Origin of the sequence: Oricola indica, assembly GCF_965227485.1 — a bacterium.
In the GTDB taxonomy this organism is placed as follows: Bacteria; Pseudomonadota; Alphaproteobacteria; order Rhizobiales; family Rhizobiaceae; genus Oricola; species Oricola indica.
In genome coordinates, this window is record NZ_OZ245747.1 from 3,804,662 (window position 1) to 3,823,625 (window position 18,964).

Below are 18,964 nucleotides of genomic sequence, written 5' to 3' on the forward strand. Positions count from 1 at the left end.
TCGCCATGAATGCCCTACTACCTTTCGCGGCACCGAGCCCTCCCGCCAAAAGCGGCAGTCGAGTTACAAAGTTCAGAGAACATCTCGGTCCGCCAGATAATTGGCCAGCGCCTCACGCGCCATAGCCGGCTCAACCGCGGAATTATAGGGCCGATCAGGACGGGGTGTGCTTGCGAGGTGGGAGTATTGCACTTTTTTTATATCGGCGAAGGCCGAGATTACGATGAAAAAGTCCTTGTATTCATATGTCCTCCGCACCTCTTCATCGTTCATCAATTCCTCGTACATCTTCTCTCCCGGCTTGGCGCCGATCTCAGTGATCGCGATCTCGCGCCCGGCGCCGAGGCCCACGCGCATCACCTCGGCGATGTCCTCGATCCGGGCGACCGGCATCTTGGTGACCATCACCTCGCCCCCGGTAGCGATCCAGACCGAGTCCAGCACCAGCGACGTAGCCTCCTCCAGCGTCATGATGAAGCGGGTCATCCGCCGGTCAGTAAGGGTGATCGGCCCGCCCGTGTCGATCTGACGCTTGAAGAGCGGCACCACAGAGCCCCGCGAGCCCAACACATTGCCGAAGCGGGTCGAAGCAAAGATCGTGCTGGGACCGTTTTTACCACGCCCAATGACCTTCCCGTAGGTCTCAGCCGCCGCCGTTATTAGCCGCTCACCCATCAGCTTCGAGGTGCCCATCACGTTCGTCGGGTTCACTGCCTTATCCGACGAAGTGAAGATCACACGCTCCACCCCGCTCGCCAGCGCTGCGTCGATAACGTTCTGGGTGCCCTGGATGTTGGTGTGGATCGCTTGATTGGGGCTATCTTCGCAAAGGCCCACATGTTTCAGCGCAGCCGCGTGCAGCACCACATCGACTCCTCGCATTCGAAGCTTCAGCGCATCACCATCCCGGATGTCCGCTAGATGTGCCGAGACCTTGCCAGTTGGCTTGTAGTGCTCGAGCTGGAAGAACAGCTCGGTCTCGTTGTTGTCGAGGCACACGACATGCGCTGCCGGCCCGGCAACGAGCTGGCGCACCAGTTCGGCGCCCACCGTACCGCAAGCGCCTGTGACGAGGACGTTCTTGCCATGAAACTTGTTAGTCATCGCTCAGTTCCAACTCACTCTCGGCATGATACGCTCGGCCGCAATCGCGTTTTTATGGGCAATGATGCGCTCGATCATGTCGGCAAGCACCTCGTCGGTCATATAGTTGGGCTTTAATCCTAGCTCGATCAGCCCCGAAAATGTGGGGTTGTAGTAATGCTCTTCCTTCTCCTTGCGCGGATTCGTGATCGACTTGATCTGAACTTTCAGTCCCATGGTATCGCCGGCGCGCCTCACCCGTTCCGCCAGCTCGTTCACCGTGAAGGTCTCTGTCAGCTGGTTATATATGCGAAGTTCGCCTTTGGCCGCCGGGTGCTCAGTCGCCAGCCGCACGCATTGTAACGTGTCGCGCAGGTTAAGATAGCCGCGGGTCTGGCCGCCGCCGCCATATACAGTCAACGGAATGCCCGCTACGGCCTGCACCAGGAAACGGTTTACGACGGTGCCGAAGATATCGTCGTAGTGGAAGTTCGGCCCCAGCGCGGGGTCGAGGTCAGCCTCGGGCGTAGACATGCCGTAGACCGGGCCCTGCATCAGATCGGTCACGCGCAACCCGTAAGTGCGCACGTAGAACCATAGCAGGTCGGTATCGAGCACCTTGGTGGTGTGGTATAGCGAGCCTGCGGCGCGCGGAAATAAAAACTTATCCTTTCGACCCTTGTGCTCGATCTCCAGCCATCCTTCCTCGATGTCGATGTCAGGAGTGCCGTATTCGCCCATCGTGCCGAGCTTCACGATATGGCACTCGGGCGCGTGTTCCATCACGGCCCAGATCACGTTGAAGGTGACGTCGAGGTTGTTCTGGAAGGTCTCGCGCGCCTCGGCGAAGCCGCGCATCGAATAGGGTGCCGAGGGCTGCTCGGCATAATGCACGATGGTGTCGGGTTGGAACTGGCGCACCATGTTGAACGTCAGGTCCGAATCGGCGAGATCACCGATGAATACCTTGATCTTCTTGCCGGTCAACGCCTCGAAGCGCCGTGCCCGGGCGCTCAGCGTCGGCGTCGGGATTAGCGCCTCGCTATCGGTCTTTTCGGCAATCAAGCGGCGAAGGTAGTTGTCGGCCACCGCCACATCGTGCCCGGCCGCGGCGAAGTCCATTGCGGTGGGCCAGCCGAGATAGCCATCGCCGCCCAAGATTAAAACACGCATCACTCAATCTCCATGTTGATAGAAGTAACTCTGCGCTCGACAGGAGCTGCCGAACCGACCTGCAGAGCTACTTGCGCCTGCCTGCCCAGCCGGGAGCGGCCTTCTAGGCGTCTGGAAAGTTGCGCGCGCTGCACCAAATGAGGAGACAAACGCATAGCATCCCACACCGGTGTCAGACAGTAGCCCTGTAATATCAACATCCTTGTTTGATGGAACGCAGTCCTCTTGATGTTGGGTCAATAGATCGTCGCTTCCGCCTATAGGCCAAATATTGATCATTGCGATTCGCCCAATTTTTGGACTTCACAGCTCCAATTCATGGTTCCTGATTAATTCACAAACTAGCGACATGACATACGCCGTCGTCGGCACCATTTCACAAAAATATCTGGAAATATTATTGTAAGGAATTTCGCACAGAGTTCCTTCACTTATTTTCATCGATCCCTCATCTATACCATTAGAAAAAAAGAATGTTCCAGCGCGGATGATTCCATTCGCAAACTGGACTCTTGTTCGCACGATAAGAGCCAACTGGGTTATCGAGAGTTTGATATTTGTTTCTTCGTAAACTTCTCGTAGAGCGCAGTCGATATCGCTTTCGGCTCCTTCCTTGTGACCACCAAACATCCCGATCAGTCCCGGGTTGCTGACTGCAGGACTCTGATCGCGACGCTGCAACAGAAATCGTCCATTTCCATCCGCCAGGATCACACCGGCGACATCGGTATGGGGTGCACTGGTCAAGTCCATCATTTGGGTGGTTGTCGGAGTTTTCGATTGCGAGCGATTAGGATTGATGTCCGCCACACTTCCTCCAAGCGATCTCAATCGCCATTACGACCACGGACATGGTGAGAGCCCCCATTCCGGGTCGACCTCAGACTGATGCGGCGACCTTTGAAACGCGCAGCAAACGCCCAATAACGCGAAATACGCGCTTGACACGAGACCAACATAGCGCACGCCGGTTCCGATGAATTTCATGAGCTCATTTCCTTGACACTTGTAATCATTGCCAGTGTAGCAGATTGCAACGCTGGCGCTGCTCGCAAGCCAGTCGTTCAGTTCCATATCGCGACCGACCGGCCCTTGCGCGATCTCCAGCAGGCCGCCGGCGGCAATCATGATGCCGGCAAGCAGCAAAACCCGAGCCCAGAGCCAAGCGCCAAAAGATGTCAGCGCCATAAAGGTGGCAGCATGCATGACGTGGTCGCCGCGAAACAGCAGCTGCGCAAATCGGATTGTTGGCGGCTGCATTACCAAGTCAAACCACAGAGCAAACGAGACACCGGCGACAAAAAGCAACTCCAGTCCGCGCGGATCGGAACCGAGTTAACCGATGAGCTCCGGCGGATCATGGCGGGAGCCCCATCTTGGGCAAGAAATCGCCCTCACCTGCTGTCCTTCAAGGCCGAGGCAATCTCGAATTCGGCATCTTCGAGTAGTGATTCGATTTCTTCCCTCAAGGCTTCGTATTCGCGCAGCTTTCGTCTGAGGAACCTCGAGGTGAGCGCAGCCTTTTCCGCAATACCGTTTGGCGTAAGAAGATAGGCGTAACGCAGCTTATTATCGGCTGCCCGGAAATTGTTGACCTTCACATGGCCCTTTTCGACAAGTGCCGCCAAGCAGAAGTTCACAGCCCCTAGGCTCACACCCAGATATCGAGCAATATCGCGCTGTGAGAATTCCGGATTTTCCTCAAGCAGTCGCAGAACGCGAAACCGCACATCCTCACGTTGTTCGCTGATCTTGTCCGGCATCAGGCTGGGGTTTCTAACAGGTAGAGAAAAGCGAAAGCTACCGCAGCGAGGGTCACTTCGGCGACCGCCCGGTATCAACACTTCGGCAATGGACGTGACAGCAAGTCATCCAGCGTTCACGCATGAACGGTCAAGGATGTCGCTACATTTGGCAACCCCAATTTCTTCCAATTCCCGGATTTTACGGCAATGCTCCGACTGAAGAGCAGCCTGTCTATTTAGACCCAAACCCTCGGATCATCGTCTCGATGGTGCGTAGAACGATCAGGCAATCGAGCCAGAAGGACAGGTACTTGATGTAGAAGAAATCGTAATAGAGCTTCTCTAGCACGTCGTCGGAAGCCACCACATGACCCTGATTGACCTGCGCCCAGCCCGAAATCCCCGGACGCACCACGTGACGATAGCGATAGAAGGGCAATTCCTCCTCGTACCAGACGGACAAAGGCACCGCCTCAGGACGCGGACCGATCCAGCTCATCTCGCCTTTCAGGATATTGATGATCTGCGGCAGTTCGTCGATGCGGTATTTGCGCAAGACCTTGCCGACCGACGTGATGCGGCCATCGTCGTCCTTGGTCTGCGCCGCCTCCCGGTCACCGTGACCGGATTTTATATCGGTCATGGTCCGGAACTTGTAGACAATGATTTCCTGGCCGCGATAGCCGACCCGCGGCTGTCGAAATAAGACAGGACCATCAGATGTCAATCGAATCAACGGACCCACCACCGCCAGAACAACACCGAAAAAAGGCAGAAGGATCAAGGCTGCCACCCAGTCGATGACCTGTTTCGCCTGGATATAGATCAGATTTGGCAGGAGCGACCCGAAGGTATTCTCGGAAAGATGTTCGATCTGCACGCGGCCTGTCAGCGATTCCACCACCTGCTTGGTGTGATAGACGGGAACGCCTCGAAGCGTCGTATCTGCCAGAAATTGTTCCCATTCATCGCTCAAATCGGCGCGAAGGTCAGCGACGATGCCCGCGACATGGGGCAGCGGGCTATCCGGGGCGGGCAGCGAAGTCCAGCGCACACTGCTTATCTCCAAGACGTCATCGGCATTGCCGCCCGGCACCACCGCGAGATGCGGGCGGACCACGCGTTCATTGATCCACTGGATCACCGTGAACCAGCCAAGCGCGAAGACATAGCTCGCGATCAGGATGAAGCGGCTATATTCGAAACGGAATACCAGGAAGGTGATCGCCAGCGCGGCGTAGGGCAAGCTCACCGTGACGAGCGTATAGGCCCCCATCTGGATACCGGGAAAACTGTAAAGCCGTCGGACCAGAATGAAGGTGGCGATCACTGCAATGCTGGACCCTGTCGCGGCATGAAAGACCGTATCCGGCATGCGCCCGAAGATCGGATACTGCCCCCTCAGGAGCACCGGCACGACAACGCAGAGCAGAAGCGCCATCGGCAATTGAAACCGCATCCGCATGACGAAACGCGGAATTCGACTTTCTCGGCCGCGCGTCGTCTCCGAGCGGGCATGGTACAACGAGAAAGAGGTGTTCATCTTTTCGGTCCGTTTTCTCCATCCGCCGCTTGCGCCCAGATGATACTTTCGGGTCCGGCCGCTGCTCTTCGGCCGGTTGAAATGTCATGCGGGCAACAAATTGTCCTGTGTCGTCTTGACCGCCACCGAGGAGACGAAACGCATCAGCACCTCGACGCGGCCGCGATCATCTTTCGCGATCAATTCACCAATCTCGTTTGCAAACGGTCCCGCCATCAAAGTGACCTTGTCGCCGACCTTTAGATCCGGCGCATAAGTCACCATGCCGTCCGGACCGGCATGAGCCATGATCGCCTCGACGAAGCCTTTGGGAAGCGGCACCGGCCGCTCGTCCTGGCTTAGAATGAACTTGACGCCCAGCGTTCCGTTGATCGCGCGCCAGCGGATCGCGTCGAGACGCATTTGCACGAAGAGATAGCCAGGGAAAAGCGGCCTGGACCGCGTTACGAGCTTTCGCACATGGCGGATTGTCGCCTTGCGCTTTGGAGAAAACACCTCGAAACCCTGGTTACGCAACTGCCCGGCGGCGAAAAATTCGCGCGCCGGCTTGGTCGCCACCACATACCATCGCGGCGTATCGGCGATCTTCTGCGTTGCCATGCGTCGTCGCACCTTTTTCCGGTGTTTCGTCACCCTGCCCTACCCGGCAAGGGTTTCGCTTTGCCTGCAACCCCGGCGCAATTAAGGACAACCCAAGGTATAATGCAACATCAAATATTCAATCCGGCAACAAGTTGCTATGCCGGTCACACAGACACCTATCCGCATGCCTCGACCTCGTCATGCCGCAAGATCTCTATCCGCCAAAATCTTCAGCGGTATGCCCTCGGTCACCTCAAGCGCAAGCGCCTCATCGTGACGCGCCGCGATCGCGTCGCGGGCCTCCGACATGATCGGCGGACGCCGGCGCGGATCATGGGCATCCGTGGCGATCACATCGACTATCCCTTCATCGAGCATGCGTTCCGACCAGTATTTCACCCGCGATCCGAACCGCCCCGTTACCGCTCCTGCCGTCACCTGGATAAGGCAGCCCGCCTTTTTCAGATCGAGCACCGTCTGATAATGTTTCTCGATCCAGCTCAACCGCTCCGGATGGGTGACGATGGGACAAAAACCGGCGCGGATCAAAACGCCGGCGAATTCCACCAGGCCCGGCGGTCGGACATGATGTGGCGGCTCGAACAGGAAATAGCGGGTCTCATTCAGGGTCGGGATTTCACCGCGCCTGAACCGCTCATCAAGATGCGGCGCGACATGAATATCTGCGCCCGCAAGGAGCCAGAGGTTGATATCTTCCTCGTCAAGGCGCTGCTGCAGCGCGGCGATGCGCTTCAGGATATCCGGCTTGGTATTGTCATAAACGCCCGGCGTCACATGCGGCGTGCAGGCCATATGAGTAATTCCGTCATCAACCGCGATCCGCGCCATTTTCAGCGCAGTCTCGATCGTGTCGGCCCCGTCGTCGATGCCAGGCAGGAGATGAGCGTGCAGATCAATCATGGATCGGTTGTCGAATTCGCAAATTGTCCGGCGGCCCGTCTTTGCGTTACCGGTCCCGGATGCTCCTGCATAACTTAGGCATCGACGTCCTGTCGACCTTGACTGCGATCAATTACTCAACGCTCATCTTCTTGTCGCCGCCATCGGTTGTGGCGAAATGAATAGTCAAACCCGCTTCGAGCGCGCTAAACCCGATGAGTGGACCCCAATTCTGCCAGAACCCAGGCGATGTCGACGCGGTTGTGGGAACTTCGCTCACCCTCACGCACATTTGCCCGCGCGAATCGAGGATCGAAACCTCCGAATTGGCGGCAACCGACATGGAACAGTCGCCAAGAGCAAGATCGGCGGATGATGCCGGCCCGGTTATCATCTGCGAGCCAACGACAAGCGGACTTCCCTGCTGCGCAGGGACCAGCCCCCCATCCGTCGACACGAGGACCCGCCCTGTCATACGCGTCAGTTCGCCGGCCGCAGCGCCTTGCGGCAACTGCGTCGCACAATCGCAGTCAAGCGATTGCGCCGCCACCGGGCCCGCGGCGGCAAATGTCGCGACGGCCAAAATCAAGATCGTTTTCATCGGTTCAAACACTCCAGGTTTTACCCCCCAACCTAGCTGTCGCCTTAAACGTGCAATGCCAAGCTGTTGTGAAACTTGATTCGCCGTCCGGCTCTTGTGCCATGCAACAAGCCGGATGCGCCGGGATTGTACAATTCACGAAATCTTATAGGCCAGAACCTGCGGAAGCCCCCGCGCAGCGGAATGTGAGCGCACCGCACCGATCAAGTGACTGGAATATCGAGGGAAAATATCAGGAAACCGAAAATGAAAACGGCCGCGCTCGAAAGAGCCCGGCCGATCAACAAGTCGCAAAGGCTGTAAACCGAGCGTTATTGGGCGCTCGTCTTCTTGTCACCGCCGCTCACGACGATCGCGGTCACGCCACCAACAGTGCCCAGGATAAGAAGCGCCGCTGCAGCCTGGCCATTTCCGCCCGACGCGGTCGTCGAGGCAGGTTGAGACTGATAAGCCGCAACGCAGATTTCCGTGTCGCTGGCGAAAATCGACATCTCCGAGTTCACATCCATCGTGAACTGGCACCCATTATCCGCCGTGTCATTGGTCGGGAAGATCGAGATCTGCGCCGTCCCGTCGGTGCCGGTCACAACCCGCGAACCAAGAAAAAGAGGTTGCCCGGCCTTCGCGCCAGACAATGCCCCGCTGAAATCGATCGCGCGAACGTCACCAGCACCGTCGGCGATTTCGCCGATCTCCTTGCTGCCATCGGTGAGCGGGATTTTACAGGTGCATTCCTGCTGCGCGAAGACAGGCCCGACTGTAGCTGCCAACAATGACGCGGCCAACAAGGCTTTGATCGTGTTCATGCGAGCGGACCCCCAGATCCTCAAATAAATAATTGATTCCGTGATTTTAAGGTATCATGCACAGCAGTTGCTGATCAACAGTTAACCTCTTCGGATTTCCGAAGTTTTGCGTTCAGTAAAGCAAACGTGAGTGATTGTAGCAAAAGCACAACACGTGCCCTGACGTCAGCAAACGAAATATTTCTGTCAGTCGCGGATCCGGGCACGAATGACGACGCCAAACCGAAAACGCCGGATTAAGAAAGCGCCAGATTCAGCGCGCGCGCCAGTTTTTTAAGCAGACCACCGGCAGCATCATTTCACTTGCCTGCAGGACCGGTTGCCAAAACAAAAAAGCCCTCTCGCCGGCCGTTAACGGTTTTGACGGGGCTTTTATGCCATGACCCACGTAAAGCTCTCGCGAAGGGGAACCCCCCGTCATGGAAATCCAAAAGCTGTCACTGGAACAGTTCGGTCGGGCCTTGTCGCCGACCATCGCCGTCCTGATCCCCTGTTTCAACGAGGCTGCGACGATCGCGGCGGTCGTGAGGGATTTCAAGGCGGCCCTGCCCGACGCGCGCATCTATGTGCATGACAACAACTCGACGGACGGCACGTCCGAAATCGCCGCCAAGGCCGGCGCCATCGTCAGGCACGAGGGAAATCAGGGCAAAGGCAATGTCGTGCGGCGCATGTTCGCCGACATAGAGGCCGATCTCTACATCATGGTGGACGGGGACGGCACATATGATGCCCAAAGCGCCACGCGTATTCTCGAAATGCTCCGCACCGGACCCTTTGACATGGTCAACGCCGCGCGCGCGCATACGGAGTCGGGTGCCTATCGCCCCGCGCATGTGTTCGGGAATCGAATGCTCACAGGCACCGTCGGCATGCTTTTCGGCAAGCAGACCAATGACATGCTGTCGGGCTACAAGGGATTCAGCCGCCGTTTCGTGAAGACATTTCCTGCGCTCAGCCGCAATTTCGAGATCGAAACCGAACTGATGATCCACGCCCTCGACCTGCGCCTGCCGATCGCGGAGATCGAAGCGCCTTACGGTGCGCGCCCGGACGGATCGGAAAGCAAGCTCAGCACGTTCCGCGACGGCTTCAGGATCTTGCGCCTGATCGGCTGGTTCCTGCGCAACGAAAAGCCGCTCGCATTCTTCTCGGCGGTCGCAGCGGCCTTCTGCCTGCTGTCGATTGGCATCGCCACACCCGTGATCATCGAGTTTTTCGAAACTGGGCTCGTGCCGCGTCTGCCGACGGCAGTCCTTGCGGCATCAATCATGCTGCTGTCGGCTCTTAGCCTCTTTACAGGATTCATCCTCGACACCGTCACCCACGGTCGCCGCGAGGCGAAGCGCCTCGCCTATCTCAAGGAACCGCCACCGCCGGAAAGCGGCCGAATCTAGCTCCCGCGATAGGTGGAGTAGCTCCAGGGTGTGACCAGCAACGGGACGTGATAGCCCGAGTTGGTGTCCGATATCCCAAAACGGATCGGCACCACGTCCAGGAACGGCGGATCGGTCTGTTCCACGCCGTCCTTTTGCCCATAGTAAGCCGCCACTTCGAAATGGATTTCGTAGACTCCGGCCTTCATTTCGTCAGCGCCCAGCAGCAATTCGTCCGTGCGTCCATCCGCATTCGTGACCGCCTGTTTGACTGTTTCGAGATCGCCGGTACCCGATTTCGCCGCATAGAGTGTCAGGTGCATGCCCTGCGCCGGCTTTCCGGTGGCAGTATCCAGCACATGGGTCGAGAGTTTTCCGGGCATGTTATTCCTCGATCAGGTCGTGAAGGCGAAAAGAGCCGATCTGCGCGATCTGGGCCAGCGCTTCGGATTTCTCATCCGGTTGTGAGTTCTCGAGACGGCGCTCGAAGGCGTCGAGTATCGAATGCTTGTCGTGACCCCGCACTGCCAGAATGAACGGGAAACCGAATTTCTGTTTGTAGGCGTCGTTCAGGGTGTGAAATCGGGTAAATTCCTCGCCCGTCAATCGGTCGAGGCCCGCTCCCTTTTGCTCGGACGTCGATTCAGCCGTCAGTTCACCGGCGAGCGCGGCCTTTCCCGCAAGGTCGGGATGGGCGCGAATAAGCGCCAGCTGCGCGCCCTCGTCCGCGTCGTCGACGGCTGAGACCATGGCAGCGTGCAGAGCTTCGATGCTCGCGAAGGGCCGCATGCCCGAAACCGCCTCGGCGACCCATGGCGAGTGCTCGAAAATCGCACCGAGCGCGGCGACGAATTCAGAGTCGGAACAGGTGTTTAGCGTGGAAAGCGGAAGTGTCACGAAAGGCTCCCGCTGCGTGCGCGGACATCGTCGATCGCGGCCAGAATGTTTTCCGGCGTAGCCGGCGCTATCAATTGCGGCGCCAGGCCGGGTGCCCCGCAGGAGGCGACCGCGTCGCGGATCGCAAGCCACACCGACACGGCGAGCATCAATGGCGGTTCGCCAACCGCCTTCGAGCGATAGACGGTTTCCTCGGCATTCGGTGCATTGCCCAGAAGCTGAACATTGAATTCGCGCGGCACATCGCGGGAACCGGGGATCTTGTAGGTCGACGGCCCGATCGTGCGCAGCCGGCCCTTGCCGTCCCACCAAAGTTCCTCGCATGTGAGCCATCCCATGCCCTGTACGAAAGCCCCCTCGATCTGGCCAAGATCGATCGCGGGATTGAGCGACGCGCCGCAATCCTGCAGCAGGTCCGCGCGAAGGCACCGGCTTTCGCCGGTCAGCGTGTCGATGGCGACCTCGGCGACGGCGGCGCCGTAGGTGTAGTAGAAGAACGGCCGGCCCTTCAGCGTCTTCGGGTCCCAGTGGATCTTCGGCGTCGCATAGTACCCCGCCTCGGAGAGCTGCACTCGGGCCGCCCAGGTCATCTTCGCCAGTTCCCCGAAGGAGACGGAGCGATTGCCGGCATGCACGCGGCTCTCGCGAAACACGATCTGCTCGACGGGAACATCGAAATGTTCGGCGGCAACACTGGCCATGCGTCCCCGTATCGCTGTCGCCGCATTGTAGGCCGCCATGCCGTTCAGGTCCGAACCGGTGGATGCGGCGGTCGCCGAAGTATTCGGCACCTTTCCGGTCGTCGTCGCCGTGATCTTCACCTGGTCGATGTCGATCTGGAAGACTTCCGCCACGACCTGGGCGACCTTCATGAACAGCCCCTGCCCCATCTCGGTACCGCCATGGTTCAGATGCACCGATCCGTCCTGGTAGACATGGACCAGCGCGCCGGCCTGGTTCAGGGAGGTCAGGTTGAAGGAGATGCCGAACTTGATCGGCACCATCGCCAGGCCCCGCCGCAGCAACGGGTCTTCGGCATTGTGCGCATCGATTTCCGCCCGGCGGCGCTGCCAATCGGAGCTCGCCAGCAGCGCTTCCGTCACTTCGATGAGCCGGTTGTGCTCGACCGGCTGACCATAGGGCGTAACCTCGCCCGTCTCCGGACCGTAATAGTTGATCGCGCGGACCACGTTCGGATCGAGCTGCAATTCGCGCGCGATCGAATCCATGATCGCCTCGATGGCGATGATGCCCTGCGGTCCGCCGAACCCGCGAAATGCCGTATTCGAGACGGTGTTCGTCTTGCAGGCATGGCCGACAAAGCGCGCCGCGGGAATGAAATAGGAATTGTCGGAATGGGTCAGTGTGCGCGTGATAACCGGGCCCGTCAGGTCCGGTGTGTTGCCGGCGCGCGCAAGATATTCGATATCGAGGCCGCGAATGCGTCCGTTCGCATCCACGCCGGCCTTCCATGTCGCCACCATATCGTGGCGCTTGCCCGTGGCCGTCATGTCCGTCGAGCGCTTGAGGCGCAGCTTCACCGGCTTTCCGGTCTGTCGAGCGAGCAAGGCGGCGGCCGCCGCAATAATCGTCGGCTGGCTCTCTTTGCCGCCGAAGCCGCCGCCCATGCGGCGTGTGAACACATCGACGGAGTTCGCCAGCCCGCCCAGCACATGGGCGACGTGGTGCTGCACCTCCGTGGGATGCTGGGTGGATGAATGGACGACCATGTCGCCGTCCTCGCCGGGAATGGCGTAGGCAATATGGGTTTCCAGGTAAAAATGGTCCTGGCCACCGATATCCAGCCGGCCTTCGATGATTCTTTCGGCAGACGCAAGCGCCGCGTCGACATCGCCTTCCAGCACCTTTTGCGGCGGCATCACGTAGGAACCGGCCTTGTGCGCGGCTTCGACATCGAGCGCGGGTTCCAGTTCATCGATATCAAGCCCGACCGCACGCGCGGCCTTCACGGCCTGTTCGAATGTCTCGGCTGCGATCGCGCCGATCGGCTGACCGAGATAATCGACGATTTCTTCCGCGAAAAGCGGCTCTCCGTGAAGGATCGGGCCGATGTCATTGTGACCCGGAATGTCCGCCGCCGCGACGAAGCCCTTCACGCCCGGCATGGCGAGCGCCTTTGCCGGATCAATGGCATTCAACCTGCCATGCGCGACCGGCGAGATGACCAGCGCCGCATGCAGCGTGCCGGGCATTTCGGTCATATCGTCGATATAGGCCGCATCGCCCGAAACATGTTTGACGGCGCTGTCATGGGCCAGGCCATGGCCGACAACGCTTCGCTGAATCGTTTCGATCTCGATCGTCATAGCGCCATTACCTCCACCGTCTCGCCCGCGAGGTCACGGGCAAAGCGCTGCAACAACGATGCGGCGCTGCGCGAACGATAGGCCGCACTGCCGCGCCAGTCCGACAGCGGATCGAAATCCTCCGAAAGGGCCTGGCCCGCCTCGGCCGCCGAACCTGAATCAAGGGACGTGCCCAACAGCTTGTTTTCAGACGCTTTTGCGCGCTTCGGAATCGCGGCCATTCCGCCGAAAGCCAAGCGGCATGCGGCGACTTTTCCGTCGTCCATCGAGACCCAGAAAGCGCCACAGACGGTTGAAATGTCCTGATCGTAGCGTTTCGACAATTTATAGACACGGAACGCTTCGCCGTCTTTCGGACGCGGCAACGTCACGGAGGCGATCACCTCGTCGTCGGCGAGTTCGGTCTTGCGGTAATCGAGGAAGAAATCCTCCAGCGGCAGCGTTCGCGCGCCACGCGCCTTCGAGGCGAGCGTGATGGATGCGCCAAGCGCGATCAGTGCGGGCGGACCATCGCCGATGGGGCTGGCGGTCCCTATGTTGCCGCCGACCGTTCCCATCGCGCGGATCTGGGTCGAGCCGAACCGGCGGATCAGGACTGCAAGGCTCGGATAGTCCGCGCCGACTGCCTGAAGGATTTCATCCCAGGTTACGGCCGCGCCGAAGGTCCAGGCGTCCGAGCCTGTCTCGATCATGCGCAATTCACGAACGTGACGTGTGGAGATGATCCGGTCCCAATCGGAATGATAATCGGCGCGCGCGACACCGAGGTCGGTTCCGCCCGCAAGGATGACCGCATCGGGATATTGCGCGCGCAGGTCGGCGAATTCGTCCAGTGTTGCCGGCTGATGCAGGACCGATCCGCCGAACTCGATTTCCGGCTGACAACCGGGCAGCACCGGTGCGGCCTGCTCCGGCCTGTCCGCTTTCGCCGCCGTTTTCGCCGCCTCGACGATCGGCCGGTAGCCGGTACAGCGGCACAGATTTCCTGCGAGCGTGTCGTGAATGATCTCCTCGTCCGGGTCGGACGTCTTTTCGAGCAACCCGGTGAGCGCCATGACGATGCCCGGCGTGCAAAACCCGCATTGCGACGATCCGTTCGACGCCATCGCCTCCTGGACGGGGGTCAGAACATTGTCGGTCTTCAATCCTTCCACGGTCGTCAGTTCCGCGCCGTCGAGTTGGGCCGCAGTCATGATACAGGCATTGGCGGCCATGCGAGGTCCATCGCCACGCCGCAGAAGCACGGTGCAGGCCCCGCAATCGCCTTCGGCACAGCCCTCTTTGGTGCCCTTCAGACCAAGATGATTGCGGATCGCATCGAGTGCCGTTGTGTCCGGCCGGATCGGCAAATCGACCGGACTGCCGTTAAGCACGAACCGAATTGAACCGGATGATTGCGGAGAGGTTGTCATGATCGGAAACCCTGCCCGTCAGCTTGCGATTGCGTCAATGCGGTAATGCGCGTTGGCATAGACACGCTCCTCGAGATTGTCGCCCGGCCCGTCGCGGTCGACGACGATGAAATCGCTGACCGCCTCAAGGGAAAGCAGCGGATGATGCCAGGTATTCCTGGCGTAGTTCACGCCGGTTCCCGGCGGGCACAAAAACGCAACCGGCTCGCCCGGCAGCCCGTCCGCGTCCGGCGCAACAACGGCGAGAAACGGCCGTTGCGAAAGGGGGAAGAACAGCTGGCTTCCCAGCGGGTGACGTTCCATCATCGAAATCGTGATCGGCAGGGAGAATGGCTGACCGCGAAACAGGCTTACGATCGCACTTCCGCCGCCCTCGGAGACATCGATTGTCGCCAGATCATGAAACCGCTCCGTTGAGCCCTGATTGATCATCCGCAATTCCGCGCCTTCGGTTTCGACAACATCGCCGAAATGAGCGAAAGCTTCCTTCGACAGCGCGCGGACGGGAAGCGGTACGATTGTCATGCGCTCTCCGACTTCGGGGGGTGAACGTCCTGCCAGTGGCGCGCGATCTCGATACGCTTCGCCACCCAGACATCCTCGTGCGTTTTGACGTAGTCCAGAAAACGCGCAAGCGCTGCGGCCCGACCCGGTCGGCCGACGAGACGGCAATGCAGGCCGACGGACATCATCTTCGGCGCGCCCGCGCGTCCTTCCGCCAAAAGGACATCGAAACTGTCCTTCAGATAGGCGAAGAACTGATCCCCGGAATTGAAACCCTGCGGGGTTGCGAAGCGCATGTCGTTTGCGTCAAGCGTGTAGGGCACGATCAGATGCGGTCCCTTCGGTCCGTCAACGTAATAGGGCAGTTCGTCGGCATAGGAGTCGGCCGAATAGACGAACCCGCCCTCTTCCATGACGATCTTCAGCGTGTTGTCGGACGGCTTGCCCTGGTAGATGCCGAGCGGTCTCTCACCGGTGATTTCCGTATGCAGCCGCACGGCCTCCAGAATGTGGGCGCGCTCGGTCTCTTCGTCGAAATCCTTGTATTCCAGCCATCGCAGGCCGTGGCTGGCGATTTCCCAACCCGCCTCCTTCATCGCCGCCACGGCTTCGGGATTGCGGGCCATCGCGACCGTCACACCGTAAACCGTGACCGGCATGTCGCGCTCTGTGAACAAGCGCCACAAACGCCAGAAGCCGGCCCGCGACCCGTACTCGTAAAGCGATTCCATGTTGAGGTTGCGCTGACCGGGCCATGCATCGGCGCCGACGATCTCGGAGAGAAGCTTCTCGGAAGCCGGGTCGCCGTCGAGAATGGTGCTTTCGGCGCCTTCCTCGTAATTGACCACGAATTGCACCGCCAGTTTCGCACCGCCGGGCCACTTGGGATCGGGTGGAGTCCGACCGTAACCGGTCAAATCCCTCGGATAATCGTTTTTTGAATACATGGTCTAATTTTGAACCCGGAATTGTCTTGTTCGCAAGCGCAAAAAAGCCGCGGACACAGCCGCGGCTTTCGATTGTGTCGTAAACAGCCGTTCTTACTTGCGGCGGAACAGGCTCCACAGCGCCGGAACGAGCGCGGCGGCCAGCGTTGCCTTGATGATATCGGTGATGATGAACGGGCCGACGCCCCAGGCGATCATCTTTTCCGATCCGAAGAGAATGCCCATCCAGAGAGCGCCGAGGACGAGAACCACAAGCGTACCGGCCATGTTCGCCGTCCAGAGCTTAACCGGGCTGCGCGACCAGCCCCGATCCGCCGCCCAGCCGGTGATTCCGGCGGCAACGACGAAACCGACGAGGTATCCGAAGGTCGGTCCGACAAGGTTCGCGACACCGCCACCATTGGTGAACACCGGCAGGCCCGCGGCGCCTTCGGCGAGGTAGGCGATCAGCGTGGCGACGGCGAGGTTGCGGCCATAGGCGGCTGCGATGGTGAAAATGGCGAGCGTCTGCAGCGTGACGGGCGTCGGGTTCGGCCAGAGCGGCACCTTGATCTGGCCGGCGACGGCGATCAGCATCGAACCGGCGATCACGAGAAACGCATACATCGCGTAGCGCGTCGCGGTTTCCGTCGGCAAGGCGCGGGAAACGAGCGATTGGGAAGTGGTGGGAAATGCCATGTCCATAATCCTGTCTTGGAGCCCCGGACGGGAATGCGGGACCTTCCTTGCCTATATCGGCGAAGCTGGTAATCAGCAACCCGACCTTATGGCGAGACCGCAAAAAGGACCGCATTATCCATGGCCGAAGACATCGAGTTCGACCGCCATTTCGAACCGGCGCATGGCGAGGCCGTTCCCGTCGCGGAGAATGTCCTTCGCGTCACGGTCAACAATCCCGGTCCGTTTACCTTCCAGGGGACGAACAGCTACGTGATCGGGCGCGACACACTCGCGGTGATCGACCCCGGCCCGGATGACGAGGCTCATTTGCAGGCCTTGCTTGCCGCGATCGACGGACGACCGGTCAGCCATATCTTCGTCAGCCATACCCATGCCGACCACTCGCCCCTGACGCCGCGTTTGAAGGACGCCACGGGCGCGACAGTCATGGCCGAAGGCCCGCATCGGGCCGCCCGCCCCTTGCATATCGGCGAGGTAAATCCCCTCGACGCCTCCTCCGATACCGCCTTCGCCCCGGATTTCCGGTTGGCCGACGGCGAAGTCGTCGACACGGGCGAATGGGCCGTGGAAGCAATCGCGACGCCGGGGCATACGGCCAATCACATGGCGTTCGCGCTCAATGGCACGGGGATATTGTTCTCCGCGGATCACGTCATGGCCTGGGCCACCTCGATCGTCGCGCCACCCGACGGCGCGATGGCGGACTACATTGCCTCGCTCGAACGGCTCATGCAGCGGGAGGACGCGATCTATCTTCCGGGCCATGGCGGTCCGGTGATGAAACCGCGCAGCTTCGTCCGCGCGCTGAAAACGCATCGCCGGCTGCGCGAGGCCGCTATTCTCGAACGATTGCGCAAGGGCGACCGGACGATCGCCGGGATGGTTCGCGAGATCTATCGTGACACCGATCCGCGGCTGCATCAGGCGGCCGGGCTTTCGGTTCTTGCGCATCTGGAAGACCTTGTGGCGCGCGGGGCCGTCGAAACCGACGGGCCGCCGGCCATCGAGGGCATCTACCGGCCGAACTAGGCTTCGACAATTCCGATGAGTTGGAAATCGAGCGCTTTCAGGTAGCGGTCGATCAGCCAGGCGTTCCAGCCGAGATCATGGGTTACGAAGTCGGTGCGCGCGCGCATGTCGATGAAACTCGTGTCGCCCTCGTCGGTGAGCCTCAACACGACCGTGCCGGGAATAGCGATGACCGGAATGGAATAGGCGAATTCGAACAGAAGTTCATCATCGGCACCGATTCGCCCGCGCCGCGAGACCAGCGTCCAGCCGAGATTCCCGCCGACCGCCAGTATCGTTTCCTCGATCGCGTCCGGCGCTGCCTTGAAACGCCGGCCGGTCAAATTGGGATAGCCGTTTCTCAGTTGCGCGGCGACCTGGGCCGCCGAGCCGCCGGCAGGTGTTCGCAGTTCCTCGGACAGGAGAGGCGGATCGATCAAATCCGTCGAGACATCGCTCTGTTGCGGGCGCGCGATCCAGGCGAACAAGGCGAGCACAAAAGGCGCGAGCGTCAATGTGACGAGAAAAAGCGCCCAGATCGCCTGCTGACCGCCCCTTGTTCCCCGCGTCCAAAGGCTTCGAAACGCCACGCCGACCAGAAACAGTGCAAGCAGCGCGACCAGCACGACACAACCGATCAGGAGAAGGAAGTTCGGCGTATCGACGATTTCCATGTTGTGGGCGATGAGGATCACGATCGCCAGGACCGGTGCAAAGGACGCCAGGCGAAGCGACCAGCCAGCGGCATGCGAGCGTTTCCGCTCCGGCAAAGGGCGAAGTGTAACGGGTTCGTGTCTGCGTCCAGCCTTGAGCATCGCCATGATCAGTCGCGTTAGCGCGAAAACACGCAATGTGTAAAGCCGATCATAAAAGTGCCCCGGTACCGCCCCGTCCCCGCCCAATTGCGGCCAAACTGGCCTTCGAGAGTCGATCGCGCTGGTGGGAATGAAAACCACATATGGGAGACGTGCATATGCCGTCGGCTGACATGATTGAAACGATGCTCATCGAGCAAACCGGAAACCAGATCGCAAACGGCGAAAAAGAGTTCGTCGACCTGGAATCGGTTGAACTGGAACTCGCCCTGAACCTGCAGACACTGCAGGAGTTCGGCTTCGAGGAATGTCTCAAGGAAGCCAGCGAAGCGAGCGGCTTCAAATTCCTTTTCCAGCTTCCGGTCTTCGACCAGATTCCCGGCCAACGTATCGCCGTGATGAGCACCAAAGACGGCGACAAGCTGCTCTATGCGGTGCTCGACAACACCGGCAAGGCCATCGAGATCGTTCCACAGGATGCGATGCGCGTCGAAATCCGTGATTTCGCATCGGCATTCATGGACGTGTTCGCACAGCTCGGCAATCTGCAGAGCTAGGCTCTGC

21 protein-coding genes are annotated in these 18,964 nt (G+C 59.7%); 3 read left to right on the top strand and 18 right to left on the bottom strand.

Annotated elements, in window-relative coordinates; translation table 11 throughout:
• Positions 1 to 72: 72 nt before the first annotated feature.
• From ACQK2M_RS18965 to ACQK2M_RS19010, 10 genes are all read right to left on the bottom strand, one after another.
• Entirely contained in the window at positions 73 to 1,104 is a 1,032-nt protein-coding gene (locus ACQK2M_RS18965; protein ID WP_425419070.1) for an SDR family NAD(P)-dependent oxidoreductase, read from the bottom strand.
• Positions 1,105 to 1,107: 3 nt separating this feature from the next.
• Positions 1,108 to 2,256, bottom strand: a complete 1,149-nt coding sequence (locus ACQK2M_RS18970) for an NAD-dependent epimerase/dehydratase family protein (RefSeq protein WP_425419071.1) — start codon at positions 2,254 to 2,256, stop codon at positions 1,108 to 1,110.
• A 303-nt stretch (positions 2,257 to 2,559) separates the two neighbouring features.
• Complete coding sequence (locus ACQK2M_RS18975; RefSeq protein ID WP_425419072.1) at positions 2,560 to 3,066, bottom strand: NUDIX domain-containing protein; 507 nt, start codon at positions 3,064 to 3,066, stop codon at positions 2,560 to 2,562.
• Between the two features lie 27 nt (positions 3,067 to 3,093).
• Positions 3,094 to 3,564: a hypothetical protein gene (locus ACQK2M_RS18980; protein WP_425419073.1), complete on the bottom strand. Its 471-nt coding sequence runs from the start codon at positions 3,562 to 3,564 to the stop codon at positions 3,094 to 3,096.
• Between the two features lie 86 nt (positions 3,565 to 3,650).
• Positions 3,651 to 4,019 (bottom strand): MarR family EPS-associated transcriptional regulator, encoded by a 369-nt coding sequence (locus ACQK2M_RS18985; RefSeq protein ID WP_425419074.1) that lies wholly within the window; start codon positions 4,017 to 4,019, stop codon positions 3,651 to 3,653.
• A gap of 214 nt (positions 4,020 to 4,233) precedes the next feature.
• Positions 4,234 to 5,331 carry a sugar transferase gene (locus ACQK2M_RS18990; protein WP_425419075.1) on the bottom strand — a complete coding sequence of 366 codons (1,098 nt, stop codon included), beginning with the start codon at positions 5,329 to 5,331 and terminating at the stop codon, positions 4,234 to 4,236.
• A gap of 297 nt (positions 5,332 to 5,628) precedes the next feature.
• Entirely contained in the window at positions 5,629 to 6,144 is a 516-nt protein-coding gene (gene nusG / locus ACQK2M_RS18995) for a transcription termination/antitermination protein NusG (protein WP_425419076.1), read from the bottom strand.
• 180 nt (positions 6,145 to 6,324) lie between these two features.
• Positions 6,325 to 7,047, bottom strand: a complete 723-nt coding sequence (locus ACQK2M_RS19000) for a tyrosine-protein phosphatase (protein WP_425419077.1) — start codon at positions 7,045 to 7,047, stop codon at positions 6,325 to 6,327.
• Between the two features lie 112 nt (positions 7,048 to 7,159).
• Positions 7,160 to 7,639, bottom strand: a complete 480-nt coding sequence (locus ACQK2M_RS19005) for a hypothetical protein (RefSeq protein WP_425419078.1) — start codon at positions 7,637 to 7,639, stop codon at positions 7,160 to 7,162.
• Positions 7,640 to 7,938: 299 nt separating this feature from the next.
• Positions 7,939 to 8,433: a hypothetical protein gene (locus ACQK2M_RS19010; protein WP_425419079.1), complete on the bottom strand. Its 495-nt coding sequence runs from the start codon at positions 8,431 to 8,433 to the stop codon at positions 7,939 to 7,941.
• 419 nt (positions 8,434 to 8,852) lie between these two features.
• On the opposite strand from ACQK2M_RS19010, the gene ACQK2M_RS19015 reads away from it, so the two are divergent.
• The gene (locus tag ACQK2M_RS19015) at positions 8,853 to 9,830 is read left to right on the top strand and encodes a glycosyltransferase (RefSeq protein ID WP_223477198.1); all 978 of its coding nucleotides are present in this window, start codon (positions 8,853 to 8,855) and stop codon (positions 9,828 to 9,830) included.
• Here ACQK2M_RS19015 and uraH read toward each other — a convergent pair.
• The 7 genes from uraH to ACQK2M_RS19050 form a co-directional block, all read right to left on the bottom strand.
• Complete coding sequence (uraH, locus tag ACQK2M_RS19020) at positions 9,827 to 10,192, bottom strand: hydroxyisourate hydrolase (protein ID WP_425419080.1); 366 nt, start codon at positions 10,190 to 10,192, stop codon at positions 9,827 to 9,829. The genes ACQK2M_RS19015 and uraH overlap by 4 nt on opposite strands.
• A gap of 1 nt (position 10,193) precedes the next feature.
• Positions 10,194 to 10,706, bottom strand: coding sequence for a 2-oxo-4-hydroxy-4-carboxy-5-ureidoimidazoline decarboxylase (gene uraD / locus ACQK2M_RS19025; protein ID WP_425419081.1), 513 nt, complete (start codon positions 10,704 to 10,706; stop codon positions 10,194 to 10,196).
• Positions 10,703 to 13,033, bottom strand: coding sequence for a xanthine dehydrogenase molybdopterin binding subunit (gene xdhB, locus ACQK2M_RS19030; RefSeq protein WP_425419082.1), 2,331 nt, complete (start codon positions 13,031 to 13,033; stop codon positions 10,703 to 10,705). The genes uraD and xdhB overlap by 4 nt, the downstream gene beginning before the upstream one ends.
• A complete protein-coding gene (xdhA, locus tag ACQK2M_RS19035; RefSeq protein WP_425419083.1) occupies positions 13,030 to 14,406 on the bottom strand; it encodes a xanthine dehydrogenase small subunit in 1,377 nt (458 codons plus the stop codon). The genes xdhB and xdhA overlap by 4 nt, the downstream gene beginning before the upstream one ends.
• A 57-nt stretch (positions 14,407 to 14,463) precedes the next feature.
• Complete coding sequence (locus ACQK2M_RS19040) at positions 14,464 to 14,970, bottom strand: ureidoglycolate lyase (RefSeq protein WP_425419084.1); 507 nt, start codon at positions 14,968 to 14,970, stop codon at positions 14,464 to 14,466.
• Positions 14,967 to 15,896, bottom strand: coding sequence for an allantoinase PuuE (gene puuE / locus ACQK2M_RS19045; RefSeq protein ID WP_425419085.1), 930 nt, complete (start codon positions 15,894 to 15,896; stop codon positions 14,967 to 14,969). The genes ACQK2M_RS19040 and puuE overlap by 4 nt, the downstream gene beginning before the upstream one ends.
• A 93-nt stretch (positions 15,897 to 15,989) precedes the next feature.
• Positions 15,990 to 16,574 (bottom strand): biotin transporter BioY, encoded by a 585-nt coding sequence (locus ACQK2M_RS19050; protein WP_223477205.1) that lies wholly within the window; start codon positions 16,572 to 16,574, stop codon positions 15,990 to 15,992.
• Between the two features lie 120 nt (positions 16,575 to 16,694).
• On the opposite strand from ACQK2M_RS19050, the gene ACQK2M_RS19055 reads away from it, so the two are divergent.
• Positions 16,695 to 17,606, top strand: a complete 912-nt coding sequence (locus ACQK2M_RS19055) for an MBL fold metallo-hydrolase (protein WP_425419086.1) — start codon at positions 16,695 to 16,697, stop codon at positions 17,604 to 17,606.
• On the opposite strand, the gene ACQK2M_RS19060 is transcribed toward ACQK2M_RS19055, so the two are convergent.
• The gene (locus tag ACQK2M_RS19060; RefSeq protein ID WP_425419087.1) at positions 17,603 to 18,406 is read right to left on the bottom strand and encodes a hypothetical protein; all 804 of its coding nucleotides are present in this window, start codon (positions 18,404 to 18,406) and stop codon (positions 17,603 to 17,605) included. The genes ACQK2M_RS19055 and ACQK2M_RS19060 overlap by 4 nt on opposite strands.
• A gap of 152 nt (positions 18,407 to 18,558) precedes the next feature.
• Between ACQK2M_RS19060 and ACQK2M_RS19065 the strand changes: the two genes are divergently transcribed.
• Complete coding sequence (locus ACQK2M_RS19065; protein ID WP_425419088.1) at positions 18,559 to 18,957, top strand: hypothetical protein; 399 nt, start codon at positions 18,559 to 18,561, stop codon at positions 18,955 to 18,957.
• Positions 18,958 to 18,964: the final 7 nt, after the last annotated feature.